General features: G+C 61.2%; 1 pseudogene. It reads left to right on the top strand.

Going from position 1 to position 905, the window contains the following annotated elements:
* A pseudogene (gene fusA, locus EN884_RS37225) lies at positions 1–800 on the top strand (elongation factor G); the annotation flags it as partial.
* Between the last annotated feature and the right edge of the window lie 105 nt (positions 801–905).

Raw genomic sequence — 905 nt, 5'->3', positions numbered from 1 at the left:
CCCTTCATCGCCTGGCCGCCGAGGATCCGTCCTTCCGCGTCAAGACCGACGAGGAAAGCGGCCAGACAATCATTTCCGGCATGGGCGAACTCCACCTCGACATCATCGTCGACCGCATGCGTCGCGAGTTCAAGGTCGAGGCCAATGTCGGCGCACCGCAGGTGGCCTATCGCGAGACGATCACCCGCAAGCACGAGCAGGACTACACGCACAAGAAGCAGACCGGCGGTACCGGTCAGTTCGCTCGCGTCAAGATCCTGTTCGAGCCGAACCCCGATAGCAGCGAGTTCGAGTTCGATACCAAGATCGTCGGCGGCGCCGTGCCGAAGGAATACATCCCTGGTGTCGAAAAGGGCATCAACAGCGTCATGACCTCGGGTCCGTTCGCGGGCTTCCCGATGATCGGCGTCAAGGCGACCCTCATCGACGGCGCTTACCACGATGTCGACTCCAGCGTTCTGGCCTTCGAAATCGCCGGCCGCGCCTGCTTCCGTGAAGCAGCACCCAAGCTTGGCGTGCAGCTGCTCGAGCCGATCATGAAGGTCGAAGTCGTGACGCCGGAAGACTACGTCGGCAGCGTCATCGGCGATCTGAACGGTCGTCGTGGCCAGATCCAGGGTCAGGAAGCGCGTGGCGTCGCCGTTGTCATCAACGCGATGGTGCCGCTCGCCAACATGTTCAAGTATGTCGACAACCTGCGCTCGATGAGCCAGGGCCGTGCGGCCTACACGATGCAGTTCGATCACTACGAGCCGGTTCCGACCGCAGTGGCCCAGGAAGTCCAGAAGAAATACGCGTAAGGGTTCCTTAGCCACCGACGTCGCGTCCCTTGCGCGGTGCCGGATCTGAAGAGCGAATAACAATTTCCCCCAAGCGGGTAGAATAGACGGAGAACGATTATGGCC

This window comes from Mesorhizobium sp. M7A.F.Ca.AU.001.01.1.1, assembly GCF_004022735.1.
Lineage (GTDB): Bacteria > Pseudomonadota > Alphaproteobacteria > Rhizobiales > Rhizobiaceae > Mesorhizobium > Mesorhizobium ciceri.
Note: the sequence above shows the minus strand (reverse complement) of the source record. Positions and strands in the feature narration are given on the sequence as shown.